The following is a 25684-nucleotide window of genomic DNA, read 5'->3' as shown; positions in this document are numbered from 1 at the left end:
GATGGCTGCAAAAGGCGATATGGTCTACGCATGGGCAGCTGATGCCGCCTGCCAGGAGAAGGGCGAGTGCGGCGGAGCGGTCACCGCTCTGCTGACGCACGCGCTTAAGTCCGGCATGGTGGACGCTGTCCTTGCCGTAAAGAAGGGACAGGATCTCTACGATGCCGTGCCTGTGCTCATCACCGACCCGGCCGAGATCGCAGAGACTTCCGGCTCGCTCCACTGCGGAACGCTCCTGCTCTCGAAACTGCTCAAGAAGTACCTGGAGGGCGCCGAGAACATGCGGATCGCCATGCCGGTGAAAGGCTGCGACGCGATGGGCCTCTACGAGCTCGCGAAGCGCAACCAGATCAACCTGGACAACGTCCTCCTGATCGGTCTCAACTGCGGCGGGTCCGTCAGCCCGGTCCTGGCCCGGAAGATGATCGCCGAGAAGTTCGAGGTCGACCCCGACGACGTCGTCAAGGAAGAGATCGACAAGGGCCAGTTCATCATCGTCACGAAGGACGGCCAGCACAAGGGCATCTCGATGGACGAACTCGAGGAGGCAGGCTACGGCCGCCGGTCGAACTGCCGCCGCTGCAAGATGAAGATCCCCCGCCAGGCGGATCTCGCCTGCGGCAACTGGGGCGTCATCGGGGATAAGGCCGGTAAGGCAACCTTCGTCGAGGTCTGCTCCGAGAAGGGCGCAAACCTCCTCGACGGCGCTCTGAAGGCAGGAGTTCTCAAGAGCGAGGCCGCGAACCCGAAGGGTATCGAGATCCGCGGCAAGGTCGAGAACGCGATGCTGAAGCTCGGCGACAAGTGGCGGGCGAAAGACTTCGAGGGCCTCGGCGAGGGCAAGGACCGCCTGAAAAAGATTATGGACGCGACGAGCCGGTGTATCAAGTGCTACGCCTGCATCGAGAACTGCCCGATCTGCTACTGCGTCGAGTGCAGCACGAAGAAGGCATACCTGGTCGAGCCCGGTCAGGTTCCGCCGCCCTTCATGTTCCACCTGATCCGGTACGCCCACATCTCGGACTCGTGTATCAACTGCGGCCAGTGCGAGGAGAACTGCGCGATGGATATCCCGAACGCGCTCTTCATGCACGCTCTGCAGGTCGATCTTGAGGAGATGTTCGGCCACACCCCGGGTGTGGACATGGAACTCCCGGTGCTCGCGCTCGTCGAGGAGCAGACCGAACGCAAGCGTCTCGCCGACACCGGCAGCGACCAGATCTTCAACATCTTCGAGTAAGATCTCCCCCTTCTTTTTTTTGGTAGGTTGCGACCGGTTAGCTGCGGTGCCAACAGTACACCACCGACAATCGATAGGCCCACATCATCCCTCTGTCCGGGTATCCGTATCCGGGACGCTGATGAAGAGGGGTTGTGTGCACAGTACTTCACTAATTTCGGCATCTGAAATCGATCACTGCAGCCTCGCATAGCGACCTACAACGGGATCGGCAGCACCCGGGCACCGGACTTCGCGCTCTTCGCGTGAGGCCATATTACTATCTTCACCCATTAACTCACGCGAAGTCGCGAAGAACGCGAAGGAGATGGTTTGACCTCTTGAAGATCACCTCAACCGTTTTAGCGAAGTACTGGTGCAGAAAAGAGAAGAGAGGGGGTTTCACTCAACCGTATGGGAGAGGGGTGGAATTGCGCTCTGGTCGGAGAAGGTCTCCTCGTGGCCGTCCGGGAACCGGACTACCGTCAGGCCCGGGGAGAGGTCGGTCTCGACCAGCGATGCAAACCAGTAACTGTCGATCACTTCCTGCGCCCCGGTGAAGTCGAGTCCCGGTGTCGAGTAGACCCGTCCTCCATCGGCGCCTTCGATCTCCGCGAACTCCCGGACCGAGAACGCGGCGCTGTCACTCTCGGCCGAAGTCACCGTTACGGGAACCCCGAGCGATCCTTCAAGCGCGGACTTCAGTTCCTGTGCCGGATCGGCGATCTTGAAGAAGACGGCGATAGTCTCGATCCACGAGAGGGTGTAGTTAATGGTGATACTTGCGCTCCCGTCCTCGTCCACGGCTATCAGGAGATTGTCTGTGGTGAATGCCCCGGCCGGGGCTACGATAACCGCCATGAGCAGAAGGGAGGCGACCAGAATCCCGCTTCTCATTCTTGTACCTCGATGAACCATATACTGTTTGGAAATTTAAACATTTGGGAAACACTCTCTACGTTCAACAACTCAATAACTGGATTTCTGTGCTTCATTTCACTAAAAATACAGAATCTCGAAAAATACTGGTGAGGGGTGTAGCCGGGATCATGTGATGCACCGCCTCCCGTGACCCGGCGCTGAGTTCACCGCTGCAGCCCGTTCCCCCTCAGTGCACCCGCAGCCAGAGGTGCAGGTTGCGGTAACCGGCGTCGGTGAGATTGTTTTTGGGGATGGTGTCGGGCGGTGTCCCGGCAAAGAGGAGGAACTCGATCCGGTTCGTATCCGGGTCCATGATCCGGAAGGTGTAGGGTTGCTCGACGGTCCGGTTGTGCGGCACCGTGACGGAGAACCGGTCGAGGAGCGTCGCCGAGACGACCGTCGACCGGTTCGTCACGTTATTGAACCTGCTCTCCACGGCAAACGTCTCCACCGTGTAGGTGATATCCCGGTATTCGTGGTTCCCGATCCCGATGATCACCGTCTGCGGCGTCCCGGACATGAACTCGGTCGGATAATCGGCCGCTTTTCCTCGCGGCCCGAGGATGTAGAACTCGGTGAACTTCTCGCCCTCTTTCGGGACCGCGATGATGAAGACCGTCGTTGCCGCGGCCACGAGGACGGCGGCGATGAGGGCGACGTTCAGGACCCGGTCGAACCGGGATACTGAACCGCCGGAGAACTCCTCCCGTATCGAATCCCGGCACGTGGCCAAAGGAATCGCAAAACGGCTCTCTTCCGGAAGCTCTCGGCGCCGGAACTGGGCGGTGAGGCCGACGGCGAGACCGAATGCCAGGAGGGTGACGGCGATGGAGTCGAGCCGGATGCCCCAGGGCGTGTAGTTGAGCGCGAAGCCGAGGAGCGGCACGATTGCTATGGAAAGCCCTATCGAGAGGGCAACACGTCCTATTCCGTCGAGGTCGTCTCTTGCCGGGAAGAGCGCCGCGGTCAGGAGGTAGCCGGGGATGAAGAGGATGAACGGCAGGACGAAGACCACGCGAAGGAGACTCTCGCTGATGATTGGGGCGTAGATGCCCGCAAGGGCGAGAAATGCCCAGAGATAGGCGCCCTTTAAATCCAGCGGGATGGTGCGGGGATCCAGCGACCTGATGAGAGTGTCTACGGTGGTTTCTGATGTCATTCTGCTACCTCCATAAATAGCCATGGTATAAATAGGTTCTCCGGTGAGGGCCTGTTTTGGGGATACGAACGCCCGGAATCGATTGAAGGCGGCCTGCAGGAAAAATCAGCATCTTTTAATCGAAGCGCGACCAACCCGCATTCATATGCCCCGGGAAGACTGGGACGATCGGGCGTTCACCGGACTTGAAGCGGCCATCGTCTTCATCGCGTTTATCGTCGTCGCTGCGGTCTTCGCGTACGTCGTTCTCGGGGTGGGCATGACCACGTCGCAGAAGAGTCAGGAGACGATGTATGCCGCTCTCGGCGAAGCCGGATCCGCTCTCCGCCCGGGACAGTCGGTCATCGCCAAGCTGGACAACGATAAGGGCCTCATCGAGTTCATGGAGTTCGATCTTGAGACCGCGACCGATCTCGCCGTCATCGATATGGGGAGCATGACCTACACCATCGCTACGAAGAAGACCCTCGTTACGTTCCCTCCCGGCGATCCCCGCGTAACCGTCACCTGGCGGTATCCCAAAGACGGCGGACCCCTCCTTGAGGCGGGCGAGGTCGTCACGGTGAAGCTGATGGTGGGAAGCGTGGAGATCGGGCGGGGAGATACGTTCACCCTCCAGATGACCGCCGCAGGGGGAGAGACCGCTGCGCTGACCAGAAACGTTCCCGCGGGTATTGGGAAGAATGTCTACGTCGAACTCTTCTGACGCCGGGTTCACCGGACTCGAGGCTGCGATCGTGCTCATCGCGTTCGTCGTCGTTGCAGCCGTCTTTGCGTACGTCGTTCTGGGGGCGGGTATCGTCTTCTCCGAGGAGAGCCGCTCCACCGTTCACCAGGGCATCCGGGAAGCAGGGTCGAGCCTCACCGTGATCGGCGGCGTATACGGAGTCAGCGACAATCTTGAACGGATAGACGCCATCATCATCCCGGTCGGGCTCACCGCCGGCAGCGAGCCGATCGACATCACCACGGTATCCGTCCGTCTGGTCGGTTCCGGGAACAGGGCGATCATCGACCGGAACGAGCCCCTTGTCGACGTGGTTCCCATACTCGGGCGCTGGAGCGTCCAGGAGCGGTTCAACGCCGACTCCGATCACCTTCTCGAGCCCGGGGAGCAGTTCATACTGAACGTCTCGCCGGATATCAAGTCGGATTGCATAGCGTACCGGACGTTTGCCGTCGAGATCAAACCGGCCGGGAGGCCGGCGCTCCGGGTGGAGAGGACGGTGCCGGGCAGCATCACCACGATCACCCGGCTTGACTGACGCCTCTACCCGGCGTACAGATAATCCCGGTGCCGTATCGCCCCGACGACCCCGACTGCCGCCACCGCTGCGAGCAGCAGGTAATCCTCCGGCCCCGCCCCGGCCATCAGGATGCTCTCCGGGCTGCCGGCCGCCCAGACATGGATGGAGACGAGTGCAAGGATTCCGAGGAGCGGAACGGAGACGCGGACGAGTGCCGCGGCGAACCTGGATATGCCGGAACCGGAGCTCCGGCAGGCGACGAGAGCGATCCCGGCCGATGCCGCGAGGAATATCCATTCGGAGAGCGAAGAAACCTCGGCAAGGATGGCGCCGCCGAAGTAGCCGGTGAACTCGTAAGGCTCGTATGGGCCGAGGAGCGGGAAGTACCAGGTGACGGGCATCGCCCACATCGCGTCGAGGAGATGGTGGGAGAGTGCTCCCGCTGCGACGGCGAGGAGCGCAATGGATTCGCGTCTCCGGTACAGTGCGATGCCTGCAACTGCGAGGAGCCCGAGAAAGAGCAGCCCGTGCCCGAAGAGCCGCCCGGAATTGAGCGACCCTGCAAGAAGAAGGTGGCCGACCGGTTTATCGATCAGGTCGGGGAGGACGGCCCCGAGCGCAGAGAAGCCGATGAGCCGCCGGTCGTCCAGACGTCCGGCGATCGCGAGGCCCAGGACCAGGCCGAGGAAGAGATGGCAGGCGACAAACATTTTTTATGAAGATGATGCCGATCGGTTATATCTCTGCTGTTCGGGGTGAGGCAAACGATAATGGCCGGAGAGCGCCGATAACTCTCCGGATCATGACAACGCTGGACCGGCAGGAGATTCTCATTCTCTTTGTCTCTTTCCTCATCGGCAGCGTAGCGGGGTGGTGGAGCCGCACACACTGGGGTGACGGTCGCATCGCCGTGATAGCGACGCTTATTGGAACCGTTGTCGGCTACCTTATCATCGTGACCGTTCTCCGGGCCGCGTCTCACCCGGTCGGGTAGCCGGCGTGGAAGGGGCACTCCTCCCGCAGGCATTCGCGGTTGATATCGCCAAACTCACACCGCACCGCTTCCGCTACCGGGAGGTTCACCCCGAACCGCTCGGCAAGGAACGTGATCGCGGCGCGGATGGCAAGCCACGAGTCGCGCTTGCAGCATCGGGGGCCGCCGTGCCGGGCTATCGTCATCAGGCTCTCTGCGGTCATCTGGTTAGCAAGCGACCATTCCTGCTTTTTTAAGGGCGTTGACCCGGTGATCAGGCTCACGAAGATGCCGGTGCCGACCGCCGCCCCGCAGGTGCCGTGGGTTCCGCAGGCCCCTCCCGGAACCACACCGGCCCTCGTGCGGGCCTGCCTGAGCAGTTCCCCTTTTCTCCCCGGCTCCCCCTGGTGGTTGCAGTAGGCGGCGATGAGGGATGCGGGCACGAGAAAATGGTGCTCCGGCCCGTGCATCCTGACCGCCGGATACCGCATCAGGATACAGGCGATGGCAAGCGGGTCCTCGAGCTCCGTTGCGATGCAGAACTGTTCGATGAGGTCGAGCGCTGCGAGGCCGTGGCACCGGTCGCAGACGAAGTGCCCGGCTTCGCAGGCGACTGCAGTGCTCATGACCTCCCCGCAGACGGCGCACGCAAGGTCGTGGGGCTTCTCGCCATACACGAGATCCCGGCCGCAGATCAGGCATCCTGCCTTATGCTCCATGACATTGGGGTGTGTCGCCGTATCTCATAATATCCTCTGGCCCGGCGGATCACGTGGCCGCGGATTGGCCGGGGCGGTGCATCCGGCCGTGATCGTGTCCCGGCGGGAGACCCGTCCACTGCTCTTCCCGCACCCGCCCGCCTTCGACCGCGAGGACGCGGTCGGCGAGCGTCAGGAGCGACGGGCGGTGGGTGATGAGGATGGTCGTCCGGTTCCGGACGAGAAGCCGCAACGTCCGGCAGATCTGCTCCTCGGTCTGCATGTCGAGCGCGGACGTGGGTTCGTCGAGGATGAGGATGGGCGCGTCTTTGAGAAACGCCCGTGCGATGGCGACCCGCTGCCGCTGGCCGACGGAGAGCTGCGTCCCGCGCTCCCCGACGATCGTCCGGTATCCGTCCGAAAACCCTATGATCTCGTCGTGGATCTGCGCTTTCCGTGCGGCTTTGACAACCTCCTCGAAGGTTGCCTCGGGCCTGCTGTAGCAGATGTTCTCCTCAATGGTGGTGTGGAAGAGGAAGAGATCCTGCGAGACGAGCGATACCTGCCGCCGCAGCCACCTGGGGTCGAGCGACGCGATATCGCGGCCGTCGAGTGTGATCGTGCCTTCCTGCGGTGCGAACGCCCGGAGGATCAGGTTCACGAGCGTCGTCTTCCCGGCGCCGGTCCGCCCGATGACGGCGACCACCTCACCGGGATGGGCGACGAAGGTCACGTCCGCGAGAACCGGTTCCGACTCCGTATACCCGAACCGGACACCGGAGAACTCTATCCTGCCCTGCACCACGGCGGGCACGACTCCGCCGCCGACCGGCTCGCCGTCCATCGAGAAGAGGTCGCGCAGGCGGGAGGCGGACGTCGCCGCGGGCTGCATGACGACCGGGAAGGCGAAGAAGGTGTTGACGGTGGGGGCGAACGTCACGACGTAGACCGCGAACGCGACGAAGTCCCCGACGGTCATGCCGCCGGCAAGCACCTCGTTCCCGCCGACCCAGAAGACGGCGATCAGCATGAGCGACATCGTGCCGATCCTGAAGTACTCCGAGAACGCCGAGAGCATCGTGTTTTTGATCCGGGCATCGACCATCCGTGCAAGCGTCCCGGAGACCCGGTTCACCTCCCGCTCCTCCGCGGCGTGCGTCTTTACGGTGTCGATGCCGGAGATCACCTCCTGGATGTCGCGGGAGACGTAAGCCTGCCGTTCGCGCTCCCGGTGGGTGGCGGCGCGGATCCGCCGGATGAAGACGGCGTTGACCAGGAGGTAGAGCGGGATGAAGGCGGCGACGACGAGGGTGAGTTTCAGACTCAGGATGCAGAGGATGGCGAGGGTGAAGGCGACGTAGAGGCCGTTTGCGATGATCAGGGGGAGATACTGGGAGACGGTGTACTGCAGGATCTGGACGTCGTCGGAGAGGCGGGACATGATGTAGCCGGTCTGCTGCGACTTGAAGTACGAGATCGGGAAACTCAGGACGTGCTCGACGAGGGCGGTCTGGAGGTTGAAGGCGTAACCTTCCCGGAACCGGGCGGTCCAGTAGTTCCGCAACAGGTCCATGCCGCCGGTGAAGAGCCCGAGCACCAGGAGAGCGGCGATGAGGGTGTCGAGCGACGAGAGGAGCCCGCCGGCTTCTGCGGTGAGGGAGTCGGAGGCCTCCGTCCCGCCGAGCAGGATGTTGTCGATGAAGAACTTGATGCTGAGCGGGAGCACGGTCTTTGCCGCCGAGACGAGAGCAGTCGCTGCGAGGGCCAGTACGCCCACCGTCCTGATCGGCCGGGCGAACCGGAGGAAGAAGGCGAGGTCGGAGAACCGGAGGGTCCCGTCGGCCTTCGTTGGCTGCCGCATGACATCAAGGGTGAAGGCGATGGTACGGCGACAGCGGTCAGTGATGCTCATGGTATAAGTCCGGTCGAGGGATGGACGGGTCTGAGGCCTGACCCCGGATTGTCGCTCTCCAGTCTCCTGGCATATCCCTGTTCCATACCCTCTTCGTGTATAATACCTCTGCTCCGGCGGCCGGGATAAACCGAAACAGATAATGCGCGATGGTATGAGATCCACGCATGATATCGCGCGCCGTAGTCAGACGCTTCCGCGGGGCGGTTGTGGGAGCACTGACGATCGGTGCAGCCTCACTCCTTGGTCTTCTCAAGGTCCTCCCCGGGTCGTTTGAAACGGTGGCGTTCCTCGTTTGCGGGGGACTTATTGCCGGGCTCCTCACCCCGGGCTCGGTGAAGGACGGGGCTATCTCCGGTGCCATCTGCGGGGTACTCGTGGCCCTGATCATGGCCTCCGCAACGACTCTCACGAGTCTGGTGGAGGGCAACCCGCAGTATCCCCCGTTCTGGATGACGTTCCTCTTCTACGCCCTCATCCTTATGGCGCTCCTCCTCCCCTACAGCGCCGTCGGCGGGGCGGCCGGGACGGCGGTGCGAAACGGTCTCCGGAGGAGCGGCACCGCCGGGGAAGGCGAGCGGGGCCGGTGGGTCGGGATCGGCATCGGCGCTGCCGTCATCGCCGGTTCGGCTCTCGTGCTTGTCTATATCGCCCCGTTCATCATAGTCGTCCCGCTCGTCGGCGGATTCATCGCGGGATACTCCGCCGGGAGCAGGCCGGAAGACGGCCTCGAGGCCGGGCTTGTCGCGGCGCTCTTCGGGACCGGCCTTTTCCTGATCCCGATGCTCTGGACCGCGTTGCACGATTTCGGGTTCGCCGAGATGCTCGAGGGGATGGTCGTGATCGCCCTGGTATACTTCTTCACCCTCCTCGGGACCGCCGGGGGGATTGCCGGTGCGGTCGTACGGCCGGGTCCCGGGGATAGTTGAGAGATTACGGCTTTTTTTGGAGATAGAGAGATCACCACTGTTTATCGGACCGGAATGCCCGGGGCAGCCCCGGGGAAAAAAGTTACAGCTGGGCCGAGGGTGTTGCCCGGACCGTCCCGGGAACGGCCACTCTCTTTTCGAGAATACTGACGGCGACGGTCGTGATCGAGACCAGCACGAGGTAGACGACGCCGACGGCCGCAAACGACTCCGTGTAGAGGAAGTACTTCGTCGCCACCTGTTTCCCCGCCCCGGCGAGTTCGATCACCGTGAGCATGTAGGCGAGCGACGAGTACTTGATCAGGTAGATGAACTCGTTTGAGAGCCCTGGTATCGCCCGGCGGAGCGCCTGCGGCAGGATGACGCTTTTGATCGCCTGCCACCGGGTCATCCCGAGCGACCTCGCCGCGACCATCTGGCCGTCCTTGATCGATATGAGGGCGCCGCGGATGTATTCGGCGTTATACGCGCTGTTGCAGAGGATAAAGCCGAGCACGGATGCCGCGAACGCCGTGAGGGTTATCCCGATCGACGGGAGCCCGAAGTAGAGGATGAAGAGGAGAAGGAGAAGCGGCGTACCCTTGATGAGAAAGACGAACGTCTTGCAGAGCCAGGATATAACGGGGTGGCCGTACTGCCTTCCCACCGCGACGGCGATCCCGAACGCAAGGCCGAACGGGGCGGAGCACGCGATCAACTGCAGGGTCACGACCAACCCCTGCATCAGCGCCGGGAGGAGGATCTCGAAGAGGAATACCGCCTGATCCATGCTGCTCCTCAGTCATCCATCCGGGAATCGATCCGGCCGATGAAGTCCTTCATCCGGGTGAACCGCGGGTCGTTCAGGAGCAGGTCGGGCGGTCCCTGTTCGGCAACCACGCCGTTCTCCATGAAGAGAACCTCGTTTGCAACCGAGCAGGCAAACCCCATCTCGTGGGTGACGACGAGCATCGTCATCCCGTTCCGGGCCAGTTTCTTCATGACCTCCAGCACCTCCCTCGTCAGTTCGGGATCGAGCGCGGAGGTCGGTTCGTCGAAGAGGATGACGTCCGGGTCCATGGCAAGCGCCCGTGCGATGGAGACCCGCTGGGCCTGGCCGCCCGAGAGTTCCGCCGGGTAGTGGTCGGCCCAGTCCTCCATCCCCACCTGCCGGAGTTCGGTGAGCGCCTTCTCGCGCGCCTCCGCCTTGCCCATGCCCTTGACCTTCAGGAGCGCCAGTTCGACGTTCTTGAGTGCGGTGAGGTGGTCGAAGAGGAAGAAGTTCTGGAAGACCATCCCGATCTTCTGCCGGAAGTAGTTGATCCGGGCTCCCGAGTTCGTGACCTCCTCCCCGTCGAGCCAGACCCTCCCGCGGTCGGGTATGGTCAGCTGGTTGATGCACCGGAGAAGCGTGCTTTTCCCGGTCCCCGAGGGGCCGATGAAGACCTTCGTCTCGCCGCGGCGGACGTCGAACGATACCCCGCGCAGCACCTCGGTATCGCCGAAGGACTTGTATATCTCCTCGACTTTCAGCACAATGTCGTTGTCGTTCATGCTCTACATCGCTCCGGTTCCGAATCCGGGGATTGCTATTCTCTTCTCCAGGCCGTGCAGGAGTTTGAGGCCCCCGTAGTTCAAGACGATGAAGATCCCCGCTGCAGCGAGGTAGATCGGTATCGTAATGTGGGTCTGCGTGACGATCCTTGAGGTGATGGTGAGCAGTTCCACGACCCCGATCGCGTAACAGACCGCCGAATCGGTCAGGATGTTGGGGTACTCGTTCGACCATCCCGGGAGTGCTATGCGCATCGCCTGGGGAAGGATGACCGAACGGATGGCGGTGAGCCTGCTCATCCCGAGGGACCGCGCTGCGATCATCTGTCCTTCACCGACCGACTGGATGGCCCCCCGGAAGATCTGGGACTGGTATGCCGCCCCCCGGAGGCCCAGCACGACCGCCCCGACGACGAACGCCGAGAGATGGCCGAGCCCGATTGCCGGGAATATGCCGAACCAGAAGAGGAAGAGCAGGACAAGGATGGGGAGGCCCCTGAAGAACCAGACGTAGACCCCGACGACCCACCGAATCGGCCGCGCCCCGTACACCTGGCCGAGAGCCATGGGCAGTCCGAGAAGGACTCCGAGGCCGAGGGCGACGAGGACAAGGCCGAGGGTAGAGACGATGCCTGAAAGGAGATACGGCAACCAGTCGATGAGAATCGGTAAAACGTCCATTTGGCTATCCCTGAATCACTGCAGTCTCTCCGGCTGGAGAACGGCGCCGGGTACTCTATGCATGAATCTGACGGAGAGCAAAATAAACGTTCCCAAATCCCCTTCAATTGAGCGGGACGGCTGCTCGCCACCGCGGGACATTTTTATTCCCGGAGACGGATTCGGCCGTATCCGCTGCGAACGCCCTCCACGCCGCGCTCTCCGGGGTTCCAGCAACACTTAAGTATCTGGGGGAGGGGGAAGATGGGGTATGCCACCTGCACCCGATATCAGGATCCCTCTCGATGTGCCCTCCGAGGAGCAGGAGAGGTACCGGGATAATTACCGGAGAATCACGCACGGTACCGGGAGGTTGATGCTCTTTGCCGGGGACCAGAAGGTCGAGCACCTCAACGACGATTTCTACGGCGAAGGCATCCACCCCGACGACGCCGATCCCGAACACCTCTTCCGGATCGCGATCCGGGCAAGGATCGGGGTCTTTGCGACCCAACTCGGGATGATCGCCCGCTACGGTGAGGATTACCGGGACGTGCCGTACCTCGTCAAACTCAACTCCAAGACCCACCTGGTCAAAACCGCCCAGCGCGATCCGCTCAGTTCGGAACTCCATCTCGTCCGGCAGGTCGTCGACCTCCGCGATCGGACGGGGCTCGCGATCCTCGGCGTCGGCTACACGATCTACCTCGGGAGCGAGTACGAACCGATGATGCTCTACCAGGCGGCGCAGATCGTCAACAACGCGCATGCAAACGGCCTCATCACCGTGCTCTGGATGTACCCCCGGGGCAAGGCGGTCAAGGACGAACGCGATCCCCACCTGGTCGCGGGCGCGGCGGGCGTCGCGGCGACCCTCGGGAGCGATTTCGTGAAGGTGAACCCGCCGAAGGCGGGCGGCACGATCGACGCTGCCCTGCTCCGGGAGGCGGTGGCGGCCGGCGGCAGGACGGGCGTCGTCTGTGCGGGCGGGTCGCATGCCGATATGCAGGAGTTCCTGCAGCAGCTCCACGACCAGATCCACATCGGCGGCACGGTCGGGAACGCGACCGGCAGGAACATCCACCAGCGGCCGCTCGACGAGGCGGTCCGGTTCTGCAACGCGATATCGGCGATCACCCTCGACGATGCGAGCGTGGAGGAGGCAAATAAGATCTGCATGGGAGGCAGGTGTTAGGATGACGACGGTCGGCATCCTCACCGGGGGAGGAGACTGCCCGGGCCTGAACGCGGTGATCCGGGCGGTCGTGCGGACGGGGGCGAAGCACGGGTTCGACGCAATCGGGATCCGGGACGGATGGCTCGGGCTGGTCGCCGGGAACGTCGAGCCGCTCACCGACTACTCGGTGACGGGGATCCTCCCGAAGGGCGGGACGATCCTCGGGACGTCGCGGACGAACCCCTTCAAGAACGAGGCCGATCTCCAGCGGCTGCGCGACAATATCAGGAAGTTCGGGCTCGACGCGATCGTTGCGATCGGGGGCGAGGATACCCTCGGCGTCGCGAACAAACTCTCCCAGCTGGGCATCCCGGTCGTCGGGGTCCCGAAGACCATCGACAACGATGTCGGCGGGACCGACTACACATTCGGGTTCGACACCGCGGTTTCCATCGTCACCGAGGCGATCGACCGCCTTCACACGACGGCGGAGTCGCACCACCGGATCATGGTGGTGGAGGTGATGGGGCGGCACGCCGGGTGGATCGCGACCGTGGCCGGAATCGCGGGCGGAGCCGACGAGATCCTCATCCCGGAGATCCCGTTCGACCTTGACGAGGTCACCCACCATCTCCGGGTGCGCTACGAGCGGGGGAAGAAGTTCAGCATCGTCGTGGTCGCCGAGGGCGCCCAGCCGAAGGGAATGGCGGAGGCGATCGCGCAGTCCGCCCGGAAGGACGAGTTCGGCCACGTGACGCTTGGCGGTGTCGGGAACTACCTGCGCGACGAACTCGAAAAACGGCTCGATATGGAGGTGCGGGTGACGGTGCTCGGGCACATCCAGCGCGGCGGGTCGCCGACGGCGCACGATCGGGTGCTCGCGACCCGGTTCGGGGTGGCGGCGGCGGATCTCATCAGGGATCAGGACTTCGGGAAGATGGTCGCGCTCCGGGGGAATGATATCGTCGCGGTTCCGCTCGAGGAGGCGGTGGCGAACCTCAAGACGGTGGATATGGATCTCTACAAGATCGCGAGCATCTTTTACGGGGGATAAACGGCCGCCCTCGGGAGACTCTAACGCCGGTGGAGGTGCCGGTGGTGGATGTCGGGCTGGTGCGGGTGCTCGTGGGCGAGTTCGGTATGGGCGTGCACGTGGGAGTGCTCCCCGGCCGCCGAGAGCGGCGGGTCGCCGGCCTCGTGGTCGTGATCGTGGTGGAGGTCGTCGTGGCGGTGGCGGTGCTCGTGGACGGTTGCCGGGTGCCGGTGGGGATGGGAGTGCTCCTCGGAGACCATCAGCCAGGCCCCGATGGCCATGACGGGCAGCGCGACGTAGAAGGCGCCCGCTGGAAGTTCGGCGAAGAGGAGGAGCGAGAAGAAGACGCCGAAAAACGGGGAGACGGCAAGGAGCGAACCTGCCCGGGCTGCGCCGATGCCCCGGAGGGCGAGGAGGAAGAGGATGCTCGTCAGCCCACCGTAGCAGAGGAATCCGACCGCCATCGCGGCGGCGGCCGGAGCCGCGGCCGGGAGGTGTTCTCCGGCGGCGGCCGCGACGAGGAGCGTGACGGTGCCGGCCCCGATCCCCTTTACGGAGATGACGAGGAGGGGGTCCTTTGCCGAGAGCCGCTGCCCCAGGTTGTTGTCGACCGCCCAGAAGAGGCAGGTGAGCAGGATGCCGAGCGCCGGGAGGGAGAGGCCGAGTCCGCCTGCCGGGTTCCCGGTGAGGAGGAGGCACGATGCGGTGATGCACCCGAGCGCAACCCAGACGCGGCGGCCCACCCACTCACCAAAGATCGTCGCGGCGATCAGCGTCGTCGCAACGGCCTCGAAGTTCAGGAGGAGGGCCGCCGTCGCCGCAGGCGTTCCCGGGAGGCTGAACACAAGGGTTACCGGCGCGAGAAGCCCTCCGAAGAGCGTCACGCCGATGAGCCAGGGGATATCGCTCTTCCCGGGCGGCGCCTCGATGTGACTCCGCCGTCTTCCCGTCGCCGTTCCGGCGAGGGAGAAGAGCAGGGCGCCGGAACCGCTTCCGAGCGAGACCAGTGCGGCGAGAGCGAGCGACCCGATATCGGCGAGGAGAAGTTTCGTGAACGGGGCGCTCCCCCCGATCAGGATCGCCGTCGCCAGCGCACAGAGAACGGGTGTCCGGTAATACGGCAGGGTGGATCCGTTCTCTATGGCGGCAGGTTTGCGCGGGTACAGGAGAGGTGCCTCCGGGAAGGTTAAACGTCGTGAAAAAGGGGGGACGAATCGTCCCCGGTTACTTCAGGTTGTGCTCTCTGTGAGGTTGTGCTTCTCTTTGAGCTCTTCCCAGTAGGGATCGGCCTGCAGTTCCGCGATCGCCTCGTTCATGAACTCGAGGAGCGCGGTGTCCTCCTTTCTGATGGCGACGCCGAACTGCTCCCTGGTCTCGACGGAGCCGATGGTCTTGACCGGCTTGCCCTTGATGATGTCCTGGATGGAGACGTCGTCGTACATGACCGCGTCGACCCTGCCCGCCTCGAGGTCGTTGACGGCAAGCTGCGTGTTGGCGTAGGTCTTCAGGTTATCGGCAGGCATCGTTCCGTTCTCGATCAGGTTATCCTCGATCCAGTGGGCGGCGGTGCATCCCTGCTGCGCTCCGAGAACCACCTTGCCGGCAAGGACGTCTTCAAGCGTCACATTCGAGTCCTCGCGGGCTACGACGTCCTGGTTGACGGTCCAGTAGGGGTTGCTGAAGTTGACCGCTTCCTGCCGCTCGGGGGTGATCGACATCCCTGCGTAGACCATATCGATCTTCCCTGCCTGGAGCGCGGGGATGATGCCGCTCCATTCCACCGGCATGAACGTCACCGTGATACCCTTCTTCTCGGCGATCCACTTCATGGAATCGACGTCGAATCCCTGGGCGTTGCCGTCCTTATCGACGTAACTGTAGGGAGGATACGCATCGTCGATGCCGACGATGTAGTCCGGCTCGGTCGTTCCGGTGCACCCTGCACCCGCGACTGCCAGCACTGCAACGATACCTATGAGCAGCGTGAGAATACCATGCTTTTTCATAAGAAATGGATTAGTTAGACGAGTAAAATTAACCTTTTGATTTGGCGCTGCTGGAGGGGGGCAGTTGGGCTGACAGCCAGCGAAATTTCTTGTTTAGGAGCAAATCTCCGCCGCTGCCACCCTTCCGCTCGAACCGGTGCAGTCTCCGGCGCTCTGCCGGCGTTCACCGCAGGGGAGTCCGGTCGCTTTCGGCCGGCACGGTGTCATCATCCCCGCCGTAGTACGGCCGATAGGTATTTATTGCATCTTACCTCCCTGGGGCCGCCTCCCGGCAAGGGAGCGCGTATATGGACGGTGAGCAGCATGAAAGGCATGAAAGAATCCGCCGTGGGCGGGATGTCGAAAGTCGCCGGGTCCCTGCAGGAACTCGATCCCCGGATCATCGAACAGATCACTTCGAGGATCAATTTCCCCGCATCGAAAGACAATCTTGTCTCCCAGGCGAAGGAGAGCGGAGCACCCCAGGGCCTCCTCGACACGTTGAACCAGTTTGAGGATAAGCAGTACAACAGCCAGGAAGAGATCAAATCAGAGTTTCAGAAGGTTCAGCAGAAGTAACCCATTTTTACAGTCGTACACGGGTGCCGGAGGCGGCATCCGACTCTGAAAGGAGCCATGCAAGCAACCGGACCGCACCGGGAAGTGCTTCAAGGGCATGGACGGCTCTGCCGGAAAGGGTCACGATCCGCCACCTATATCCGGTCCCGGGGTGCACGGCACCGCCATGCTCATCGTCGGACACCGGGGAGCGAGGGCTCTTGGGCCGGAGAACACCCTGAGCGCTCTCCGGAAGGGCATGGCGTGCGTGGATCTCGTCGAGGTCGACCTGCGCCTCACGCGGGACGGTATTTTAGTCGCAATCCACGACGCGACCGTCGACCGGACGACGAACGGGGCCGGGGCGGTCAGGGGATATACCATCGAAGACCTGGCTGGACTGGACGCCGGGGAGGGGGAGAGGATTCCTACCCTGGGGGAGGTTCTCGACCTTGTCCGCAACGTTACGGGGCTTGTCGTGGAGATCAAGGAGCCGGGGACGGAGGCGATCGTCGTCTCGGCGCTCAGGGAGATGATGCCGGAGCGGCTCTTTCTGGTCTCGTTTTATTCCGGGAGCGTTGCGACGGTAAAGAGGCTCCTGCCCGGAACTCCGGCGGGCCTCATCTACTCTGAGGAGATCGCCGATCCCGTCGGGCTCGCCCGCTCGGTGCAGGCCGATCTCCTCCTTCCAAGGTGGGATCGGGTCTCGCACGAGCTGGTGGCTGAGGCGCATGCGGCCGGGCTGCTCGTCGTCCCCTGGCTCTTAACCACGGAGGACGATATCCGTGAAGCGCTCCGGCTCGGCATCGACGGGTTCTCCAGCGACGATCCCTGCGCTGCGCGGCGATACCTTGATGCATCGGTCAGACGAGCGTCCCCGGAAGGTGCTTGAGGAGCCACGCCTTCACCTCGACGTAGAGGCTCGCGGCTGTCTCGTCGAGGGTGTGCCCCGCCCCTTCGTAGACGATCAGCCGCCTGGGTTCGCCGGCACGCCGGTAGACCTCCTCCGAGGAGGTATGGGAGAGGACCGGGTCAACGTCCCCGTGCACTAGGAGGATCGCCGCACGGCCGGCGAGGGCGGCGACCGGTTCCGTCCCGGCGGCCTGGGTGGCGATGGCGACGACGACCCTGACCGCCGGGACGTTCGCCGCCGCCTGGATTGCCACCGCTCCCCCGAGCGAGTGCCCGACCACCCCGGCGGCCGCGACACCCCGGCTCTCGAGGTAGCGCAGCCCGAGGACGGTGTCGAAGACCGATTCCACGAGGTCGGTCGGGTGCCGGTACTGCACCAGGAGCGCACTGATCCGGTCGTTCGGAAGATCCTGTGCCAGCCGCGGGTAGAGTCCCCGTGCCGGGGTGTCGAACCCGCCGCCGGTACCGCCCACCATGACGACGCCGCTTCTGGCTCCCTGCGCTTCGTAGTAGCGGCAGACGGTCGTTCCCCGATCGGTCGCGATCTCCACGATCTCATAGGTCTCGCCGGCCTGCGGGATTCGCCTGACATCCGTAGGGTGCACGTCGACTCTCGCACCCTCCACTTCGATTACAGCCGTTCCGAGCATGGGGGGCAATAGAGATTGGGCCTATTTGGCTTTTCCGGCAGGAAGGTCCGCGCGCCCGGGTAAAAACCGATCCCGCGCAACCGGGGTAGCGTTGCTCCGTAGACCCGTGCGGAAAGTACATTACTATTGGTTTCTAATTATAAACTACGATGGATAAAATTGGGCACAGACTCTTCCAGCATACTGAAGATTCTTCTCAAAAATCTGCTCAGGAAAGGCACGCTGCAAGCCCCAATTCCGGGGAGTCCGATGCCGACCTCCTCGACGCTTACTCCCGCGCCGTCGTCCGGGTCGTCGAGTCCGTGGGCCCCGCGGTCGTGAGCGTGGTCGTGGGGAAGAACTCTCCCGGGTGGCGCGGCGAGCAGGTGGGAGCAGGATCGGGCGTGGCCGTATCGCCGGAGGGCTACATCCTGACCAACAACCACGTGGTGCAGGGGGCGGGGAGGATCGAGGTCCGCACGGCGGACGGCACCGCTCTCCCTGCACGCCTAATAGGGGCCGATCCGGCAACCGACCTCGCCGTGCTCCGCGCCGGGACGGCGGATCTCCCCTACGCGTCGTTCGGCGACTCCGGGGCGCTCGCGGTTGGACAGCTCGCGATAGCCATCGGCAATCCGCTCGGCTTCGATTCGACCGTCTCGACGGGAGTCCTGAGCGCTCTCGGGAGGGCGTTCCGGAGCCGGGACGGCCGCCTGATTGAGAACATCATCCAGCACACTGCTCCCCTGAACCCCGGGAACTCCGGCGGCCCGTTGGTGGACTCCCGCGGCCGGGTCATCGGGATCAACACGGCCATCATCCCGATGGCTCAGGGCATCTGCTTCTCGATCCCCTCGAGCACCGCCTCGTGGGTTCTCCCGCAGCTGGTCGCCGACGGCAGGGTGCGGCGCGGCTACCTCGGTATCGCCGGACAGTCGCAACCGCTCCCGCAGCACCTCGCTCTGGCGCTCGGCCTCGCCGCGAACCAGGCGGTCGAGGTCGTCTCGGTGAACCGGACGAGCCCCGCCGGCCGGGCCGGGCTCAGGCCGGGCGACCTGATAGTCGCGATCAACGAGACCTGCGTAACCTGCGTCGACGACCTGCACCGGTTCCTCGCCGCCTGGCCTATCGCGGAACCCGCAACCCTCGCGATAGTCCGGAACCAGCGGCGGATCACGCTCCCGATCGTCCCCGCGGAAGCGGTCGCGTGCACCGCCTCCGGGTGAAGGGGGTACGGTCAGGTGACCCAGTCTATCCGGGGCTCCCGGCGCGCCGCTTTCGGTGACAGGGGGCCGGGATACCCGAAGATCAGCGGCGCCACGATCTGGTGATCGTCCGGAACCTTCAGCGCCGTAAGAAGGTCGGGATTCTCCTGGACGAGAGCCGCCGAACCGATCCAGCAACTGCCGATACCGAGCGCCCAGGCGGCAAGCATCATGTTCTCCGCGCAGAGCGCGCAGTCGAGGAAACTCGATATGGCATTTTGGGCGCCGAGAACCAGGACCAGCACCGGGGCGTTGTAGAAGATGTTGAACCCGGGGTTCTTGAGCGCCGCGAGAAACTCCTCCATCCCTGCTCCCGCCTCTTCTCCGATCCTCTCGATGAGGATCGGTTTGCAGTAATCGGACACCCGTTGCATCAGAGCACGGTCTTTGACGATCACGAACCGCCAGGGTTGAAGCCCGAGGGCGGTCGGGGCCTGGGTGCCCGCAGCGATGATCGCTCTCAGGGCCGCGTCCGGGACGTCCCGGTCGGTGTAGTTCCTGACGCTCCGGCGCTCCCGGATCACGGAGAAGGTCTCGATGGACTCGGCATCCGTCATCATGAACTCCGACTATGGCCTGCCGGCGATATTTATACCTTGGCAGGCCACCTCTCCGGGCCTCCTGTCTGATTCCTCGGCAACCCGGAGATGTCGCTAAATTGACCGGGAGGTCGGAAAAAACCCGGGTTTCACTAGATGACAAGATAGCAATCTTTTTAATGTCCCCGGAGCACAACCACTACAGCGACCATATTTTGATGCCGGTGAGGTATGACGGACTCGCACCAGGATCGGGCACCTCTCCATCGCGCGGTGCTCAATGCTCTCGAAGATGGACTTCTTGTGATAGGCGACGACCGGAAGGTCAGGTGGTACAACCCCGCCCTCGCACGAACCCTCGGCATCCGGCAGACGAACGCCATCGGGATGGAGTTCGGTTCTCTCCTCGACACGTACTTCCTGCCGATCATCGAAGACGAGGACTCCGTGCGGCTGCTTCACCGCGTCCTTGAAAACGGCGCGGACCTGCCTCCTCTTCTCTGCCGTACCCGGACCCACGACGGCACCCGGCGCTGGATCTCGATATCAAGCAAACAGGCTTTCGCCGTGACCGGGCAGCGGCTCATCAAGATCCGGGACGCCACTGCGGATCTGAATGCGCATCACTTCAGGGCCGCGCTCGAAGGGTCCCCGGTGGTCGTCTTCGTGCAGGATGAAGAACTCCGCTACACCTGGTCGTACAACCAGCAGCTGGGGTCCACGGACGCGTCCATCATCGGCATGCGCGAAGAGGATGCTTTTCCCGAGGATGCCGAGCACCTTACCGCGCTCAAGCGGCGGGTTCTTGAGACGGGAAAGACCGTGCGGGATGCGGTGACGTTCACCATTGCCGGCAAGCGACGTGTCCGCGACCTGACGCTCAAGCCGTTTCGGGATGCTGACGGGACGATTGTCGGCGTTACCGGGACGGCCTTCGACGTGACCGAGCAGAACCGGGTGGAGGAGGCGCTCCGGGAGAAGACGCACGAACTGAAGAAACGGATGGACGAACTCCGGTGCCTCTACACCATCGCGCACCTCGTCGAGACGCCCGGGATGACGCTCGATAAACTCCTGCAGGCGGTTGCCGATACCCTCCCCATGGGATGGCAGTACCCGGGCAGTACCGGGGTGCGGATCACCGTCGACGGCCGGGAGTACTATCGGGGCGATCCGGTGGATTCCCCCTGGAAACAGAAGAGCCCGATCGCCGTTCACGGCGAACTGGTCGGTGAAGTCGAGGTGCGGTACCTCGCGGAGGTCCCGGAGGGCGGCAAAGGGCCGTTTCTGCCGGAAGAGCAGATGCTGCTCGACTCCATCACGAAGCGGCTCGGCCGGATCATCGAACGGCTGCAGGTGGAAGCGGCGCTCGAGGAGAGCGAGGAGAAGTTCCGGGGGATTGCTCAGCGGAGTTTCGACCTCATCGTCACGTCATACCGGGACGACGGGCTGAACTACATATCGCCGGCGATGGAGCGGATACTCGGGTATTCCCCCGAAGAGATGGTGGGAACTGATTGGGAGGACTACATTCTCCCGACGAGCCTTCTGGTCTGGAAAGAGGGACGGCGGAGAGTTCTCCGGGGCGAGCAGGTCGAAGGGCTCCAGATCGAGGTTCGGCGGAAGAACGGGGAGACCGCCATACTGGAACTGAACGAGTCGCCGATCGTCGAGAAGAAGGCGATCGTGGGGTTCCAGGTGATCGGCAGGGATATCTCCGAGCGGATCCTGCACGAGCGGCTCCGGGAGCAGGCGTTCGATATGACCGAGCGGAATATCGCTCAGTTCGCCGTCCTTGCCGATCACGTCCGCCACCCGCTCCAGGTGATCATGGGGGTTGCGGATCTCCTCGACGACGAAGCGGTCGCGGAGAAACTCCGGGAGCAGGTCCGGCGGATCAATGTGCAGATCGGCGAGCTCGACCGGGAATGGATGGAGTCGCGGAAGATCCGGGAGTTTTTGAAACGGTACGAACTCTGAAGGGTTGCTGCGGCCTCAGGGTTGTTTTATAGGATCGTAATGGGCATTTCACCGTATCAGGTGGATCCCGGTGCAGATCGCCGCCTCACGCGAAGAGCGCGAAGCCGCGAAGTCCGGGGAATTATTTCGCCCTCCTCCGCACCTTGACAGTGCTCATGCTCCGGGCGTTCCGACCATCGCTCTTCCCGGCTTCGCGTGAGTTGGTGGGATGCTACGTGAAATAGGTCGTGGTTTGGGGCGTCTCAAGTCCCATGCACGGATTTCAAGTGGATATCGCCATTGGGGGAGGGGTTTCAGGGGGGGGCGAGCCCCCCTCCCCTGTCCCCACCCCCACGGCGATACTCTCACGGTCCACTGCATCGGGATATTTCCTCGCTCCACTCGCTTTGTTTGTCGCATAATGAAGGTTTTCAGCCTTCTCGAACTCCTGCCTCGAAACTCTTCGAGTTCTCAAACTCCTGTTCTGCGAACCATCACGTAACGAATCGTAGCACGTTCCGACAGTCGCAACTCACATCAAGTGCGTTCAGGGTGAAAATCCGTGTCCAGGAGCGCAAATGAACAGGACGGCATTCCCGGGAAAAACCCATTCACCGCCGCCGCCCCCGCCCTCTCTTCTCCTGCACCCCCGGCATGGCCTCCCTGATGGCGCCGAGGGTTTCGGGCAGGAGCGTGCCCTTCTTTCCGACGACGTCCGCCGTCCGGATGGTGGCGGCGTGGGCGGCGAGAGCGTAACTCTCGGTGAAGAGGTCGAGCCCGCCCCGGGCGAAGTCGTCGAGCGAGAGGGGGATCGAGACTCCGTCGGTGGACGGGCTGCTCGATACCGGGCAGATCAGCAGGCTCCCGGTCTCTCCTGAAGAAACGACAACCACCGGGCGCACCTTCCGCGCGCCCCCTCCCCCGATGCACATGGCGGCTAAGACGACGTCGCCGCTGGCGTACCGCCCCATGTATGTACCGGTCGACGTCAAAACCGATAAGAGAATTGATCCGGGCCTTTATAGTAACAGGAGGAATGGGGGGCGTTTTCGCCCCACATGCGCCGTTACGGCGCCCGTCCGTTTGCTTTTCCGTTGGACTTCTGCTGCTCTTCGCGGAACTCCTTCTGGTTCTTCGCCTTCTCCTTCACCAGCGCGGCCCGGGCACGCCCGTCACCGTTGCCGAACTTCGCCTCCTTCCCGTTGCCCGGGTTGATCACGGAGACGGCCCCGGTACCGGCGACCGATACGCTACCGTTCTCCGTCACGGCGCCGCCGGTCACCGTCAGGTTGCCGTCGCCGGCGGCGAGGTCGAGGTCCTGGTGCCGGTACTTCAGGATGAGCGTGCCGCCGTCTTTCATACAGAAGTTGACCTTCTCCGGCGTTGCGTTCCCGATCCTGAACTCAGTGGGGTCTGATACCGTCGTGTTCGCGCTGTCGGCTCCGGCAAACCCGAACCATTCCGCGATGCTGACAAAGACGGTCATGACACCGTTGCTCTTCTGGTTCAGGGTCTTCGGGACGACTTTCACCTCCGCCGTCTGCGGGTTCACGGTCACGTTCAGGGTGTCGCGGGCGACGGTACCCGTGGCGTTGTCTTCGACCATTACCGTGACCACATAGGTGCCCGCGGCGAGGTAGGTGTGGGTTGCCCGGACGGTGCCGTTCTGCTTGTCGTCCTGCACAACCTCTGCTTCGGTCGTTTCCGTGCTCCAGTCGACGGAGGCCGAGAGGTTCATCGCGTCGAAGATCTCCGTGTCGCTGCAGGCAGCGAGGATGGTCACCGGCTCCCCGGCGAGGACGGTGCGGTCGCTCCCGGCATCGACCGTGAGGGCGGCCTGCACGGCAGGAACCACCACGGCAAGGGCGATGAAGAGGGAGAATACTTGGATTGCGGTATCTCGTTTCATGATTGGCTACCTCCGGTAGATACTGGCCCTGCTCCCCTATTTGACCGCATTGAGCTTCCTGGTTCAATCAACCACCCGGGAAGTGGTGCAGTGGCCGCCCCTACACCCGGAGCAGCCGGGCATTGATCGCGACGATCACCGTGCTTGCGCTCATCAGCACCGCCCCTGCCGCCGGCGTGAGAAGGATCCCGGCGCCGATCAGGACACCTGCTGCGAGCGGGATGGCGACGGTGTTGTAGCCCGTTGCCCAGAGAAGGTTCTCGAGCATCTTCCGGTAGGTCTTCTTCGCAAGGTCGATGACCGCCGCCGCGTCCCGCGGATCGCTTCTCACGAGCACGATATCGGCGCTCTCCACGGCCACGTCGGTTCCGGCCCCGATGGCGATGCCCACATCGGCCTCGACAAGCGCGGGTGCGTCGTTGATCCCGTCCCCCACCATCGCCACCCGGTAGCGCCGCTGCACCTCCCGGATCTTCTCCGCCTTCTCATGGGGGAGGACTCCCGCGAAGAACTCGTCAAGATCAAGTTCCCCCGCCACCCACGCGGCGACGTCGCGGTTGTCCCCGGTCAGCATCATGCACCGGACGCCCATCTCTTTGAGCCGGCGGATCGCCTCCCCCGACTCCGGTCTGATGATGTCGGCGAGCGCGAGCGCTCCCATGAGCCGGTTATCCTCGAGCAGGAAGACGACGGTCTTGCCCTGTCGCTGGAGCGCCTCAACCTGTCCGTCCCCGGTACCGATGCCCTGCTCCGCGAGGTAACCCGGACCGACCACCCGGACGGTTCGGCCGCCGACCTTCCCCTCGACGCCGACCCCCGGGATCGCCCGGAACCCTTCTACCGGGAGCAGAGCAAGTCGCCGTTCCTCCGCGCTCCGGACGATGCCCCGGGCTATCGGGTGCTCGGAGTGCGCTTCGACCGACGCCGTCGTCCCGATCACGTCCTCCTCCTCCGCACCGCCGAAGGCGAGGACGTCCGTGACCCCGAACCGTCCCTCCGTCAGGGTGCCGGTCTTGTCGAAGACGACCGCCGTGAGATCCTTTGCCCGCTCGAACGCGCTCCGGTCCCGGATCAGGAACCCCGACTTGGCGGCAAGCGCCGTCGAGACCGCGATCACGAGCGGGACGGCGAGGCCGAGCGCGTGTGGACAGGCGATGACCATCACGGTCGCGGCCCGCTCCACCGCAAACCCGGCCCCCTCTCCGAGGGCGAGCCATGCCGCGAACGTCACCGCGCCGACCGAGAGGGCGATCGCCACCAGGAGGAACGCCGCCCGGTCGGCGAGATCCTGCGTCCGCGACCTGCTCTCCTGCGCCTTTCGCACGAGGTCGATCACCTGTGCGAGGTAGGTCTCCGCACCCGTCTTTTCGACCTCGACGACGACCGAACCCTCGCCGATGACCGCCCCGCCGATGACCGCATCACCCGGGCGCTTCTCCACCGGGCGCGACTCCCCGGTGAGCATCGCCTCGTTGACGCTCGTCGCCCCCTCGATCACCGTGCCGTCCACCGGCACCTTCTCTCCGGGCCGGACGAGAACCCGGTCGCCCGGTTCGAGCCGGTCGACAGGCACGTCGTCCGTTCCCCCGTCCCGGAGAAGGTGCGCCTCCGAGGGCATGACCCGGACGAGTTCCTCGAGCGCCCGCGACGCCCCGAGAACCGAGCGCATCTCCACCCAGTGCCCGAGGAGCATGATGTCGATCAGGGTGGCGAGTTCCCAGAAGAATCCCTCCTCGCCGACGATGCCGAGGACGACCGCCGAACTGTATACATAGGCGACGGTGATCGCGACGGCGATGAGCGTCATCATCCCGGGCATCCGTGCCCGCAGTTCGCTTACGATGCCGGTGAGAAACGGCCACCCGCCGTAGAGGTAGACTGCGGTCGCAAGAGCGAGGAGGAGATAGTCCGAGCCCGGGAACCGGATGGCGATCCCGAGAAGTTCCTGAACCGGCTCCGAGAGGAGAAGGATTGGAATCGTCAGTATCGTCGAGACGATGAACCGTCGCCGGAAGTCATCGAGGGCGTGGCGGTGCGTGCCATGGCCGGGCCGGTGGGTCTCCGGCGGCTTCTGCCCGGCGGCTTTTGTTCGATGCGTCTCGTACCGTCGTCCGCCCTCATCGTGGTCGTGGCCCACCTCATACCCTCCCCGTCCGCTTCTCCTCGGCGGTCCCGTCATGTGTGCCGGCTCCGCGCGCGCACCCGTTCATGCGGGTGATGCCGTTCTTGCAGGATGTAATTATATCGGTCGCGCACAGGCCTGAGAGCATCGGGACATGTGGTTGCCTTCTTCTGGGTGCCGGATATCCGCCGGTGAAAATGAACAGATTTATACCTTCTGGGAAACAGCATAATGCCTGTGCTCGGATGAACTTGCCCGCAGGACCGATAGGATCGTCAGAATTCTTCTGAATTTTTGCCGGATCCGTTAGGAGTGTGCGGGAACATTTTATCAGCCCATGGGGAT

General features: G+C 63.5%; 26 protein-coding genes. 11 read left to right on the top strand and 15 right to left on the bottom strand.

What is annotated here, in order from left to right; genetic code table 11:
- The first annotated feature begins 1 nt into the window (after window position 1).
- Window positions 2-1240: a Coenzyme F420 hydrogenase/dehydrogenase, beta subunit C-terminal domain gene (locus tag L21_RS09740; RefSeq protein ID WP_074370288.1), complete on the top strand. Its 1239-nt coding sequence runs from the start codon at window positions 2-4 to the stop codon at window positions 1238-1240.
- Window positions 1241-1621: 381 nt separating this feature from the next.
- On the opposite strand, the gene L21_RS09735 is transcribed toward L21_RS09740, so the two are convergent.
- On the bottom strand, window positions 1622-2116 hold the full coding sequence (locus L21_RS09735; RefSeq protein ID WP_074370287.1) for a hypothetical protein: 495 nt from the start codon (window positions 2114-2116) through the stop codon (window positions 1622-1624).
- 211 nt (window positions 2117-2327) lie between these two features.
- Window positions 2328-3299: a DUF1616 domain-containing protein gene (locus tag L21_RS09730; RefSeq protein WP_074370286.1), complete on the bottom strand. Its 972-nt coding sequence runs from the start codon at window positions 3297-3299 to the stop codon at window positions 2328-2330.
- Window positions 3300-3444: 145 nt separating this feature from the next.
- Between L21_RS09730 and L21_RS09725 the strand changes: the two genes are divergently transcribed.
- Complete coding sequence (locus L21_RS09725) at window positions 3445-4005, top strand: archaellin/type IV pilin N-terminal domain-containing protein (protein ID WP_074370285.1); 561 nt, start codon at window positions 3445-3447, stop codon at window positions 4003-4005.
- A complete protein-coding gene (locus tag L21_RS09720) occupies window positions 3983-4564 on the top strand; it encodes an archaellin/type IV pilin N-terminal domain-containing protein (RefSeq protein ID WP_074370284.1) in 582 nt (193 codons plus the stop codon). Before L21_RS09725 ends, L21_RS09720 begins: the two co-directional genes overlap by 23 nt.
- Window positions 4565-4569: 5 nt before the next feature.
- Here the strand turns inward: L21_RS09720 and L21_RS09715 are convergent, their stop codons facing one another.
- Window positions 4570-5256, bottom strand: coding sequence for a metal-dependent hydrolase (locus tag L21_RS09715; protein WP_074370283.1), 687 nt, complete (start codon window positions 5254-5256; stop codon window positions 4570-4572).
- A gap of 92 nt (window positions 5257-5348) precedes the next feature.
- Here L21_RS09715 and L21_RS09710 point away from each other — a divergent pair, with 92 nt between their 5' ends.
- Entirely contained in the window at window positions 5349-5540 is a 192-nt protein-coding gene (locus L21_RS09710; protein WP_074370329.1) for a hypothetical protein, read from the top strand.
- On the opposite strand, the gene L21_RS09705 is transcribed toward L21_RS09710, so the two are convergent.
- Together L21_RS09705 and L21_RS09700 are read right to left on the bottom strand one after the other, a co-directional pair.
- Window positions 5525-6238, bottom strand: coding sequence for a DUF5714 domain-containing protein (locus L21_RS09705; protein WP_074370282.1), 714 nt, complete (start codon window positions 6236-6238; stop codon window positions 5525-5527). The two genes, L21_RS09710 and L21_RS09705, sit on opposite strands and share 16 nt — an antisense overlap.
- A gap of 49 nt (window positions 6239-6287) precedes the next feature.
- Complete coding sequence (locus L21_RS09700; protein ID WP_074370281.1) at window positions 6288-8129, bottom strand: ABC transporter ATP-binding protein; 1842 nt, start codon at window positions 8127-8129, stop codon at window positions 6288-6290.
- Window positions 8130-8296: 167 nt separating this feature from the next.
- Between L21_RS09700 and L21_RS09695 the strand changes: the two genes are divergently transcribed.
- Window positions 8297-9058, top strand: a complete 762-nt coding sequence (locus L21_RS09695) for a DUF5518 domain-containing protein (RefSeq protein ID WP_074370280.1) — start codon at window positions 8297-8299, stop codon at window positions 9056-9058.
- Between the two features lie 82 nt (window positions 9059-9140).
- Here L21_RS09695 and L21_RS09690 read toward each other — a convergent pair whose 3' ends face one another.
- From L21_RS09690 to L21_RS09680, 3 genes are read right to left on the bottom strand one after another with little or no spacing between them, the layout of a single operon-like run.
- Window positions 9141-9827, bottom strand: coding sequence for an amino acid ABC transporter permease (locus tag L21_RS09690; RefSeq protein WP_074370279.1), 687 nt, complete (start codon window positions 9825-9827; stop codon window positions 9141-9143).
- Window positions 9828-9835: 8 nt separating this feature from the next.
- A complete protein-coding gene (locus tag L21_RS09685; protein ID WP_074370278.1) occupies window positions 9836-10591 on the bottom strand; it encodes an amino acid ABC transporter ATP-binding protein in 756 nt (251 codons plus the stop codon).
- A 3-nt stretch (window positions 10592-10594) separates the two neighbouring features.
- Complete coding sequence (locus L21_RS09680) at window positions 10595-11272, bottom strand: amino acid ABC transporter permease (protein ID WP_074370277.1); 678 nt, start codon at window positions 11270-11272, stop codon at window positions 10595-10597.
- Window positions 11273-11522: 250 nt separating this feature from the next.
- Here L21_RS09680 and L21_RS09675 point away from each other — a divergent pair, with 250 nt between their 5' ends.
- Complete coding sequence (locus L21_RS09675; RefSeq protein WP_074370276.1) at window positions 11523-12446, top strand: beta/alpha barrel domain-containing protein; 924 nt, start codon at window positions 11523-11525, stop codon at window positions 12444-12446.
- A gap of 1 nt (window position 12447) precedes the next feature.
- Window positions 12448-13482, top strand: coding sequence for a 6-phosphofructokinase (locus L21_RS09670; RefSeq protein WP_074370275.1), 1035 nt, complete (start codon window positions 12448-12450; stop codon window positions 13480-13482).
- A gap of 20 nt (window positions 13483-13502) precedes the next feature.
- Here L21_RS09670 and L21_RS09665 read toward each other — a convergent pair whose 3' ends face one another.
- Both L21_RS09665 and L21_RS09660 read right to left on the bottom strand, forming a co-directional pair.
- On the bottom strand, window positions 13503-14552 hold the full coding sequence (locus tag L21_RS09665) for a DMT family transporter (protein WP_083608930.1): 1050 nt from the start codon (window positions 14550-14552) through the stop codon (window positions 13503-13505).
- Between the two features lie 138 nt (window positions 14553-14690).
- The gene (locus L21_RS09660; RefSeq protein ID WP_074370273.1) at window positions 14691-15467 is read right to left on the bottom strand and encodes an ABC transporter substrate-binding protein; all 777 of its coding nucleotides are present in this window, start codon (window positions 15465-15467) and stop codon (window positions 14691-14693) included.
- A 312-nt stretch (window positions 15468-15779) separates the two neighbouring features.
- Here L21_RS09660 and L21_RS09655 point away from each other — a divergent pair, with 312 nt between their 5' ends.
- Window positions 15780-16025: a DUF2795 domain-containing protein gene (locus L21_RS09655; RefSeq protein ID WP_256712947.1), complete on the top strand. Its 246-nt coding sequence runs from the start codon at window positions 15780-15782 to the stop codon at window positions 16023-16025.
- Between the two features lie 166 nt (window positions 16026-16191).
- Window positions 16192-16896, top strand: coding sequence for a glycerophosphodiester phosphodiesterase (locus L21_RS09650; protein ID WP_074370271.1), 705 nt, complete (start codon window positions 16192-16194; stop codon window positions 16894-16896).
- On the opposite strand, the gene L21_RS09645 is transcribed toward L21_RS09650, so the two are convergent.
- Window positions 16868-17566: an alpha/beta hydrolase family protein gene (locus tag L21_RS09645; RefSeq protein ID WP_074370270.1), complete on the bottom strand. Its 699-nt coding sequence runs from the start codon at window positions 17564-17566 to the stop codon at window positions 16868-16870. The two genes, L21_RS09650 and L21_RS09645, sit on opposite strands and share 29 nt — an antisense overlap.
- Before the next feature lie 149 nt (window positions 17567-17715).
- On the opposite strand from L21_RS09645, the gene L21_RS09640 reads away from it, so the two are divergent.
- Window positions 17716-18771 (top strand): S1C family serine protease, encoded by a 1056-nt coding sequence (locus L21_RS09640; protein ID WP_074370269.1) that lies wholly within the window; start codon window positions 17716-17718, stop codon window positions 18769-18771.
- 11 nt (window positions 18772-18782) lie between these two features.
- On the opposite strand, the gene L21_RS09635 is transcribed toward L21_RS09640, so the two are convergent.
- Window positions 18783-19370: a nitroreductase family protein gene (locus tag L21_RS09635; RefSeq protein WP_256712944.1), complete on the bottom strand. Its 588-nt coding sequence runs from the start codon at window positions 19368-19370 to the stop codon at window positions 18783-18785.
- A gap of 210 nt (window positions 19371-19580) precedes the next feature.
- Here L21_RS09635 and L21_RS09630 point away from each other — a divergent pair, with 210 nt between their 5' ends.
- Entirely contained in the window at window positions 19581-21329 is a 1749-nt protein-coding gene (locus L21_RS09630; protein ID WP_074370268.1) for a PAS domain-containing protein, read from the top strand.
- Between the two features lie 590 nt (window positions 21330-21919).
- On the opposite strand, the gene L21_RS09625 is transcribed toward L21_RS09630, so the two are convergent.
- From L21_RS09625 to L21_RS09615, 3 genes are all read right to left on the bottom strand, one after another.
- On the bottom strand, window positions 21920-22279 hold the full coding sequence (locus L21_RS09625) for a type II toxin-antitoxin system PemK/MazF family toxin (RefSeq protein ID WP_074370267.1): 360 nt from the start codon (window positions 22277-22279) through the stop codon (window positions 21920-21922).
- 95 nt (window positions 22280-22374) lie between these two features.
- The gene (locus tag L21_RS09620) at window positions 22375-23217 is read right to left on the bottom strand and encodes a PKD domain-containing protein (protein ID WP_074370266.1); all 843 of its coding nucleotides are present in this window, start codon (window positions 23215-23217) and stop codon (window positions 22375-22377) included.
- Between the two features lie 100 nt (window positions 23218-23317).
- Window positions 23318-25396, bottom strand: a complete 2079-nt coding sequence (locus tag L21_RS09615; RefSeq protein ID WP_256712941.1) for a copper-translocating P-type ATPase — start codon at window positions 25394-25396, stop codon at window positions 23318-23320.
- Between the last annotated feature and the right edge of the window lie 288 nt (window positions 25397-25684).

It is taken from the genome of Methanoculleus chikugoensis (assembly GCF_900095385.1).
Lineage (GTDB): Archaea > Halobacteriota > Methanomicrobia > Methanomicrobiales > Methanoculleaceae > Methanoculleus > Methanoculleus chikugoensis_A.
The sequence above is the reverse complement of the archived record's forward strand: the minus strand, read 5'-3'. Positions and strand labels throughout refer to the sequence as shown.

Coding starts and splice junctions, on each gene's coding strand:
- L21_RS09640 (WP_074370269.1), top strand. CDS start 17,716: ATGGATAAAATTGGGCACAGACTCTTCCAGCATACTGAAGATTCTTCT.
- L21_RS09730 (WP_074370286.1), bottom strand. CDS start 3,299: ATGACATCAGAAACCACCGTAGACACTCTCATCAGGTCGCTGGATCCC.
- L21_RS09655 (WP_256712947.1), top strand. CDS start 15,780: ATGAAAGAATCCGCCGTGGGCGGGATGTCGAAAGTCGCCGGGTCCCTG.
- L21_RS09670 (WP_074370275.1), top strand. CDS start 12,448: ATGACGACGGTCGGCATCCTCACCGGGGGAGGAGACTGCCCGGGCCTG.
- L21_RS09625 (WP_074370267.1), bottom strand. CDS start 22,279: ATGGGGCGGTACGCCAGCGGCGACGTCGTCTTAGCCGCCATGTGCATC.
- L21_RS09620 (WP_074370266.1), bottom strand. CDS start 23,217: ATGAAACGAGATACCGCAATCCAAGTATTCTCCCTCTTCATCGCCCTT.
- L21_RS09705 (WP_074370282.1), bottom strand. CDS start 6,238: ATGGAGCATAAGGCAGGATGCCTGATCTGCGGCCGGGATCTCGTGTAT.
- L21_RS09690 (WP_074370279.1), bottom strand. CDS start 9,827: ATGGATCAGGCGGTATTCCTCTTCGAGATCCTCCTCCCGGCGCTGATG.
- L21_RS09675 (WP_074370276.1), top strand. CDS start 11,523: ATGCCACCTGCACCCGATATCAGGATCCCTCTCGATGTGCCCTCCGAG.
- L21_RS09685 (WP_074370278.1), bottom strand. CDS start 10,591: ATGAACGACAACGACATTGTGCTGAAAGTCGAGGAGATATACAAGTCC.
- L21_RS09630 (WP_074370268.1), top strand. CDS start 19,581: ATGACGGACTCGCACCAGGATCGGGCACCTCTCCATCGCGCGGTGCTC.
- L21_RS09635 (WP_256712944.1), bottom strand. CDS start 19,370: ATGATGACGGATGCCGAGTCCATCGAGACCTTCTCCGTGATCCGGGAG.
- L21_RS09645 (WP_074370270.1), bottom strand. CDS start 17,566: ATGCTCGGAACGGCTGTAATCGAAGTGGAGGGTGCGAGAGTCGACGTG.
- L21_RS09725 (WP_074370285.1), top strand. CDS start 3,445: ATGCCCCGGGAAGACTGGGACGATCGGGCGTTCACCGGACTTGAAGCG.
- L21_RS09740 (WP_074370288.1), top strand. CDS start 2: ATGGCTGCAAAAGGCGATATGGTCTACGCATGGGCAGCTGATGCCGCC.
- L21_RS09700 (WP_074370281.1), bottom strand. CDS start 8,129: ATGAGCATCACTGACCGCTGTCGCCGTACCATCGCCTTCACCCTTGAT.
- L21_RS09695 (WP_074370280.1), top strand. CDS start 8,297: ATGATATCGCGCGCCGTAGTCAGACGCTTCCGCGGGGCGGTTGTGGGA.
- L21_RS09710 (WP_074370329.1), top strand. CDS start 5,349: ATGACAACGCTGGACCGGCAGGAGATTCTCATTCTCTTTGTCTCTTTC.
- L21_RS09615 (WP_256712941.1), bottom strand. CDS start 25,396: ATGACGGGACCGCCGAGGAGAAGCGGACGGGGAGGGTATGAGGTGGGC.
- L21_RS09650 (WP_074370271.1), top strand. CDS start 16,192: ATGCTCATCGTCGGACACCGGGGAGCGAGGGCTCTTGGGCCGGAGAAC.
- L21_RS09660 (WP_074370273.1), bottom strand. CDS start 15,467: ATGAAAAAGCATGGTATTCTCACGCTGCTCATAGGTATCGTTGCAGTG.
- L21_RS09715 (WP_074370283.1), bottom strand. CDS start 5,256: ATGTTTGTCGCCTGCCATCTCTTCCTCGGCCTGGTCCTGGGCCTCGCG.
- L21_RS09735 (WP_074370287.1), bottom strand. CDS start 2,116: ATGAGAAGCGGGATTCTGGTCGCCTCCCTTCTGCTCATGGCGGTTATC.
- L21_RS09680 (WP_074370277.1), bottom strand. CDS start 11,272: ATGGACGTTTTACCGATTCTCATCGACTGGTTGCCGTATCTCCTTTCA.
- L21_RS09720 (WP_074370284.1), top strand. CDS start 3,983: ATGTCTACGTCGAACTCTTCTGACGCCGGGTTCACCGGACTCGAGGCT.